The sequence below is a fragment of the uncultured Vibrio sp. genome (assembly GCF_947488985.1).
Classification (GTDB): domain Bacteria; phylum Pseudomonadota; class Gammaproteobacteria; order Enterobacterales; family Vibrionaceae; genus Vibrio.
In genome coordinates this window covers 1-7,250 of the sequence record NZ_CANLBV010000129.1, presented here as the reverse complement: position 1 = coordinate 7,250, position 7,250 = coordinate 1, and the positions used below count along the sequence as shown (strand labels likewise).

General features: G+C 42.4%; 6 protein-coding genes and 1 pseudogene. 4 read left to right on the top strand and 3 right to left on the bottom strand.

Translation table 11 applies throughout. From position 1 onward, the window contains the following. Positions 1-110 precede the first annotated feature (110 nt). The 3 genes and pseudogenes from Q1A70_RS18145 to Q1A70_RS18135 all read right to left on the bottom strand — a co-directional run bounded on the left by Q1A70_RS18145 (position 111) and on the right by Q1A70_RS18135 (position 2,320). Positions 111-1,223, bottom strand: coding sequence for an NADH:flavin oxidoreductase (locus tag Q1A70_RS18145; protein WP_299694943.1), 1,113 nt, complete (start codon positions 1,221-1,223; stop codon positions 111-113). Positions 1,224-1,516: 293 nt separating this feature from the next. Next, a pseudogene (locus Q1A70_RS18140) lies at positions 1,517-1,843 on the bottom strand (amidohydrolase family protein); the annotation flags it as partial. A gap of 36 nt (positions 1,844-1,879) precedes the next feature. Continuing rightward, entirely contained in the window at positions 1,880-2,320 is a 441-nt protein-coding gene (locus Q1A70_RS18135) for a hypothetical protein (RefSeq protein ID WP_299694941.1), read from the bottom strand. A 223-nt stretch (positions 2,321-2,543) separates the two neighbouring features. Between Q1A70_RS18135 and Q1A70_RS18130 the strand changes: the two genes are divergently transcribed. The 4 genes from Q1A70_RS18130 to Q1A70_RS18115 all read left to right on the top strand — a co-directional run bounded on the left by Q1A70_RS18130 (position 2,544) and on the right by Q1A70_RS18115 (position 6,971). Beyond that, positions 2,544-3,464, top strand: a complete 921-nt coding sequence (locus tag Q1A70_RS18130) for a LysR family transcriptional regulator (RefSeq protein WP_299694938.1) — start codon at positions 2,544-2,546, stop codon at positions 3,462-3,464. Positions 3,465-3,733: 269 nt separating this feature from the next. Then, positions 3,734-4,927 carry an MFS transporter gene (locus Q1A70_RS18125; RefSeq protein WP_299694935.1) on the top strand — a complete coding sequence of 398 codons (1,194 nt, stop codon included), beginning with the start codon at positions 3,734-3,736 and terminating at the stop codon, positions 4,925-4,927. A gap of 128 nt (positions 4,928-5,055) precedes the next feature. Further along, entirely contained in the window at positions 5,056-6,645 is a 1,590-nt protein-coding gene (locus Q1A70_RS18120) for a response regulator (protein ID WP_299694932.1), read from the top strand. Continuing rightward, positions 6,639-6,971 (top strand): Hpt domain-containing protein, encoded by a 333-nt coding sequence (locus tag Q1A70_RS18115; RefSeq protein ID WP_299694929.1) that lies wholly within the window; start codon positions 6,639-6,641, stop codon positions 6,969-6,971. Before Q1A70_RS18120 ends, Q1A70_RS18115 begins: the two co-directional genes overlap by 7 nt. The last annotated feature ends 279 nt before the right edge of the window (positions 6,972-7,250 follow it).

The following is a 7,250-nucleotide window of genomic DNA, read 5'->3' as shown; positions in this document are numbered from 1 at the left end:
GAATGACAGATACCGCCTTAGTTGGCGGTATCTGTGTTGATATTAGAAAGTCAATGAGTCGGTTCGTAGACGCTTACTATTAAGTCAACAGTTTGAACAAGTGCTGTTGATCACATTCCCGCAAGTTGGACTTTTCTTTCCTTATTAACCGCGCAGAAGTTACCACGCTTGGTACGACACTTAGAGCATCGTTCACATTCAACCGGGCTTCTATCCCCTTCCTTCCAGCGCTTCACTAGATGTGGTTCAGAAAGTAGAGGTCGTGACAAGGCAAAGTATTCGATACCCGTGTTATTAGCAATCGCTTCAATCGCGTCTACATCAGTTAAACCACCGACTGTAATAACTGGAATGTCAACATCTTGGCTGATCGCATCGCCATATTCATGGAAGTAGCCTTCAGCTTGAATGGTAAAGCCATCATGCGATTCACCAATCATAGTGTCGGCTTTGCCATGAATGTTACCCGATACCACAATGCCATCGACACCCACTTGCTCTAGCTTTTTACACACCATGCGCGTTTCATCAAAGGTGCCCCCCCCTTCAAAAAACTCCGACGCTGTCAGCTTAACTAAAATCGGAAAATCATCGCCCACCAACTGGCGAGTCGCCGTATAGATTTCGAGTAAGAATCTCATACGATTCTCAAGGCTACCACCATACTCGTCTTCACGTTGGTTGTAATAAGGGCTTAAAAACTGGTTAATCAAATAAGTATGAGCCGCATGAATTTCTACGCCATCGAAACCGGACTGCAGTGCTCTCAATGAAGCCTTGGCAAACGCATCAACAATGTAATCAATTTCCTCTTTGGTCATCGCTTTGCCAAGAGTTTGCGTGCCCTTCTCTGGAACCTCACTGGGCGCATAAATGATTCGCTCACCAACATTATGAGTGGTTTTGGTACCACCATAAGCCAGTTGCATCACGATTTTCGAGTCGTTGTCGTGAACTCGTTGAGTCAGCTTTTGGTACTCTGCTATGAATGAATCGTTATAGATACCCATCATACCCGCATTCGGCTTCTCTTCTTCAACGATGTTCGCGTAACCCGTGACGATCAAACCGATCTCCCCTTGAGCCAACTCATCATAGATAGCATAAAGTTTATCGGTCATATGGCCATCTTCCGTCGCCATATTTTCCCACGTCGCACTTCTTATGAAGCGGTTTTTAAGTGTCATGGTGCCGATGCGAGTTTCTGTAAACAAAGTACTCAAGTCTAATCCTCATTAAGTCGTTTCGTACTAGTGACCCATTTTCGATGGGTACGGTTTGAGGCGGATATTACAGAAATATGATTGGGGAAACTTAATCTAGATTAAGAGAGCGGCACTCTAATATAAGAAAAGATTGCAACGTCATAATCAGAAGGAAAATAGGAAAGTGCCTGACTGGCATTCGCAGCAACGCCCTTTCTTCAATCGATATCGACTGTTCTTGATATGAGTAACAAGCAGGCGCGAGATACCATTTCTCGAGCCTGCTTTAATAGCGATTATTCGGAATAAGTTTACTTAATAATGCTGTTACGAACCGCTTTCCCCGGGTAAACATTAGGCAGCACTTTAGACTCCTCTACCACTACTGTTCCGTTCACCACAATATATGGGATACCTGTTGATGGCAAACCTGGTTCTTTAAGTGTCGAGTTGTCCGTTACCGTTTCGGGATCAAACATCGTGATGTCAGCATCTGCGCCCACTTGAATACGACCCTTTTTACTCATTTGGTTGATACCATTGTCTTGTAGGAACTTAGCTGGCATATAAGACATTTTAGAAACCGCAGACATCAATGGCATTAGGTTATCTTCACGAACCATTTTCAACACGCGAGCTTGAGTACCCGCGGCTCTTGGGTGTCCTTGTAACTCCTAATAAGACGTATTCCAGTTGTAAGCCATCATCCCATTCTCTTTCATTAATGGGAAAGCATCACTCCCGACAATGGTGGATTCATGAGCCAGTGCGTTTTTAAGATCTTGATCCGTCGCACCGTAAAGCATAACACTCGCTTGAGGGTTCTCTTTAAGCAATTGCTCGTATCGCTCCTTGGTTAAAGGTTTCATCGTTTCGGTTTCAATGATGTCTGAGTAATCTCGCGCCATATTACGTTGATAGTTTTCAGGCTCTAGGTAGTCCGCCGCCGCAATGGTCGCACCGTAATTATATGGATAGATCTCCGCAGCCACATTCATGCTTTTTGCTTTGGCATCATCCAGCATTTTAAGTGCGACCGGTGTTTCATTAAGCGTTTGCTGGTGCACATGCTGAACCAACAAGCCACCACCGTAAATCTCCACGCCAGATAGCACCTCCTCAATACCTATTAAGCCCGATTATTGACGAGTTTTGTCAGTCTACTAAATTGCTGGAGACGGATTCAACACGTCCAAAAATTTAACCTAATCGGTGACTATTTAATGGCTCAATCGACATGAACAAGCATTACGCACATCATAGTTAGAGTTATGAATTACCTAATCCTGCCAAAATCTGATATGTTATACTTAATAGACTCATCATTGGGTACAACGTATGAACTTTAGTATTGAACAGTTACTTGCCTTTGTGACCGTTTACGAAGAGCGCTCATTTAGCAAGGCTGCAACCCGACTCAATAAACACCGCACAACTACAGGCCAAGTCATCAATAATCTTGAAGACATGCTAGCCATTGAACTGTTCGAACGTATAGGCCGCACTGTTGAGCCGACTGAGGATGGTAAGCTTCTTTATCACTACGCTAAGTCTGCGATAGAGCAATCTCGTATCTTCGACAATATCGCATTAAGCCTCTCATACGGTGGCCTAGAAAGTATTAACTTTGCCTACCCGAGTATGACACCACACCGTTTACTTTCTTCGATACGAGATCAGCTTGATCAAGATTTCCCTAACATGAAAGTGAACTTTCTGGTCAGAACCAAAAACCAAATTGAAGAAGGACTGACCAGCGGTGACATTCATTTTGGTTTAGTGATGATCGATAAAGGCAAAGGGATTTACAGTAAAGATTCCACCTTTATTGGCTATATGGAGTTTTTACCGTTTGTTAAAAAAGGGGGAAAACTGTCCCGACTATCATCGGCTGAAGCACTTAAGGCTTTGCGCACGACGCGACAATTTGTTCTAAGTGCGTTTGAAGATGAAGGGCTCAAAGAAAAACTTCTTGTATCAGCCGTACATGAAGAAGTTGATCAACTTGCTTTGGTTATCAAATTGGTCCAAGACGAACTCGGTTGGACTTGGCTACCTAAGGTGCTGTCAGAGTATCCCTATAACACGGAAGACTTACAAGCATTGGAATTAGATCAATTAAAGATGGGAATGAAATTCTCTTTTGCGCTATGGAACCCACATTCAAAGCAAATCATGGAAGTGAAAAAATCGATCATGACAGCAGCAGAGGCATACATTCAGCGCTTTATTTCGCTACAAAATACATTGGACCAATAACAAAGAATCAAAGCTACGGCACTGACATCAAGCGATGATTCTTTACCGAACAAACAATAAAAGTGATCCCATAGGATCACTTTTATTGTCGCTGAAACCTCTTAATGTGGCACTGTTCAACTCACCCGTCCGCCATTATTTTTCGTATCAAAGACTAAGCCGTTCATACGCTACCCCGTCGTTGTAATCTTCTTAAATCAAGATTTGTTTAATCATTCAATGACCTGTACGCTAGCGCCTCTTCTCATAAGCCAACAGCAGAACAACCTATGAGCGCCCAACTTCGCAACCGAATTTTCATCGTGCTTGGAATTCTATTCCTAGCTCTAAACCTTAGAGGGCCATTTACTAGCTTAGCGCCTGTACTTTCACAGGTTATGGAAGACCTAAACCTTACCTCTTCCGCTGCTGGGTTGTTAACGGCTTTACCACTGCTAACCTTCGCTTTATTCTCCCCCCTAGTCACCAAGGTATCTCAAAGGATTGGGCTTGAACCAAGCTTGCTATTGGCGTTAGTTCTGGTCACCACAGGTATTACCCTACGTTCTTTAGGCATCATCACGACTTTATATATTGGTACGGTTATAATTGGCGTTGGTATCGCCATCGGTAACGTTTTATTGCCCGTTGTTGTTAAGAGCAGTTTCCCTACACGCATCGCGACGGTGACCTCTTTGTATATCTTTACGATGGGCATTGGTTCGACGTTAAGCTCTGGTTTCATGGTCCCGCTTTCAGAACTCACCTTATTCACGCTGACTGGGTGGCAGTTAGCACTGTTAATGAACCTTGTATTCCCGATAGCAGCCTTGATAATTTGGCTGCCTAAAATCAGAAAACGATCTTCTTCAACCACCAGTAACCAACAAGAAGATAAGGCTCTTCCGATAAGTAAGATGCTCAAGAGTGGTATCGCATGGCAAGTGACGTTAGCACTTGGCCTCAACTCATTTACCTTCTACTCATTGGCGGGGTGGTTACCTCAGATTTTGAATAGCCTTGGCTACAGCGAAATCGATGCCGGATACATATACGGATTCCTACAATTTTCAACCATGGTTCCTGGGTTGTTATTGCTACCGTTCCTAGCCAAAAGTGATAACCAGCAGTGTCTTATTACCCTTTGTGCTTCAGGCGTGTTTGTGGGCTTAATTGGCCTTCTGTACCTCCCTGATTATGCGATATTTTGGGTGGGGTTATTTGGCTTGGCTAACTGTTCTACCTTTATTATCGCGCTTTCCTTTGTTGGGCTCCGTACATCGAATAGTAGTCAAGCAGCATCACTTTCTGGAATGTCTCAAGGGATGGGCTATGCCTTAGCGGCGACAGGCCCTACTTTGATGGGTAAGCTTCATGCACAAACGGATTCTTGGAGTATGCCTATTCTGTTAATCGCAGCCGTGGCATTTACGTGTACGATTTTTGCGGCACTTGCTGCCCGAGACACAAAGATCATCCTTTAAAGGGTTATCCAATATTGATCAATGCACTTTATTACCAATGGCTTATTGAATATTTATATGTGAGGTGTGCACCTTGACTTTGTGCAACATTACACCTAAATTAAGCAAAACAATTGGTATTGAGGAAAATGGATTTGACCTTACCATCAGACCTACGCGTTTTGATTGTCGATGACTCTAAAAGTGCAACGATCCTCATCAAGCAACAACTTGCGAGCCTTGGTATTACTCGTGACAATATCTTTATTGCAAACGACTATCGACAAGCCATCAAAACGATCGAAAGACACTCTTTCCATGTAATTCTCATCGATTATCATTTGGAGCAATCCTTTACAGGATTCGAATTGTTGGGGATCTTGTACCGAAATCGACTTATTGATCACACCGTAGCGACGATTCTACTCTCTGGCGATTTACGTCAAGAGACGGTATTAACCGCCCTTTCAGGCGAAGCACATCATTTCATCTCCAAGCCAATCAATACTCAGTCGTTAGGTAAAAAGATCCGAGCAGCAGTATTCGAGTCGCAACAGATCGACCAACTGAACCGCATCTATCCAATTAATACACCCAACTTGCTTAAAAAAGCATTGGATATCCCTAATAACCAAGCGAATACTCACTTTGAAGCAACGCTCATAGAGCACTTAATTGGCAGTAAAAGTTGGGACTTACTTACTAGCCTACTCAAAAGCTCAAGAACAAAAATGCATCCGACTAAATTAGTTGCTGAGGCATTGATTCTAGACAGTTTAGGTAAACCGAACCTAGCAATAGAGAAGCTACATAATTATCTCATTGCTCAGCCCCTATCACTCAATGTGATTGATTGCTTAAGCTTTATCTATGAAAAAAATCAAATGCTATTGCCCGCTCTCAAGTTGGCGATTAGAGCATTTGAAATGACACCGAGCATCAGCCACCGTGCAATACGAGCGATAGACTTGGCAGTGCACGCAGAGAATACACAGATGCTCATCAAGCTTGGTGAAACGTATGCCACACACATTTCTTCAGCTGACATCGATGTGATTCATTCAATCGGCACACACTTTGATTATCTAAAGACGGCTTACCAACGAGAAAGCCAGCTAAAAAATAAACGTATAGTGCTTGAGCACGCAAACCAATTTACTGAGCTGGTGAACCTAAAACTTCCTGTAAAACAGCAGCAACAAGTTTTAGCTACTCTTGCCCTATTTCAGAGCAGCATATTACTGATAGAGAACAGCCCTCAAGTTGCCCATAAAAAACTGATTAGAGCCTCAACTCTGCTCGCGAACAACTTTTATAACCAACCAAACCACTTATTAGTTCAACTGTTACCGCTGCTCGCTCACTTTGGTGAATACTCTCTTTACCACTTAGCGGCTGAGTGCTTAAAAGTTCGGGGGGAAGCCATAAACCATCAACTTAAATTAAAAAACGTAGACCCTTCAACTTATATCAACATCGAAAATTCGGGGTCTATACAAGAATTAAGAACTTATATTAACAATTATCCCTATTCAGTAGCAGCCAAACTCGACTATATATACGCAATTAATGCTACAAACGGGGACGCAGAATTTAGCAACAAATTCTTAAAACAACTGGCACAACTCGAACTTCCACCAAGATGGAATCAATGGATCAGTGAATCATCAAGGTATGGTTTTTCCACTAAGCCACCCTGCCCATTCTCAACATTCAGCAGACAGGAGTCTATATGCTAGATTTTGATGCTTTAAATGCATACTTAGATAATGACAGAGATGTCATTTACGCCGTTTTATCGACATACCAAGAAGACCATGGTAATTCATTAGAAGAAATAAAAGAGCTAGTACAACAACAAGATTGGGGCAAACTTCATTTTATTGTGCATACCTTGAAGGGCATATTAGCCAGTTTTGGCGAGGATACTGCTACGGTCGCGTTAGAAAATGTGGAACAAAACACCCTTAATAAACTACCGCCTCAAGATGAGGACCTGTCCGTTATATATAGTGAAGTAGAGATCATCAATCAACAAATCGATGAAGTGCTGAGCACCTACTAATACCATCAATTCCGACTGGTAACGAAATCAATAATAGCAAAAGAGTTAAGGTATATTCGTAACATACCACCTTAACTCTTTTTCATTATTACAGTCTCTCACATAAGTTAACTGCATTCACAAAATAAACCACAATTCGAAAATTACCTCCCCTCCTTACAGTGCTTTATAAATCATGCGTATAGCTAGGTTTAACATAAATAAGGTAAGCGTCTTTAAATCGACTCATTCAATCCTTTCAATAAACGTCGTAACCTTTAACTTTGATCGTTAAAGGTA

Coding starts and splice junctions, on each gene's coding strand:
- Q1A70_RS18130 (WP_299694938.1), top strand. CDS start 2,544: ATGAACTTTAGTATTGAACAGTTACTTGCCTTTGTGACCGTTTACGAA.
- Q1A70_RS18115 (WP_299694929.1), top strand. CDS start 6,639: ATGCTAGATTTTGATGCTTTAAATGCATACTTAGATAATGACAGAGAT.
- Q1A70_RS18120 (WP_299694932.1), top strand. CDS start 5,056: ATGGATTTGACCTTACCATCAGACCTACGCGTTTTGATTGTCGATGAC.
- Q1A70_RS18125 (WP_299694935.1), top strand. CDS start 3,734: ATGAGCGCCCAACTTCGCAACCGAATTTTCATCGTGCTTGGAATTCTA.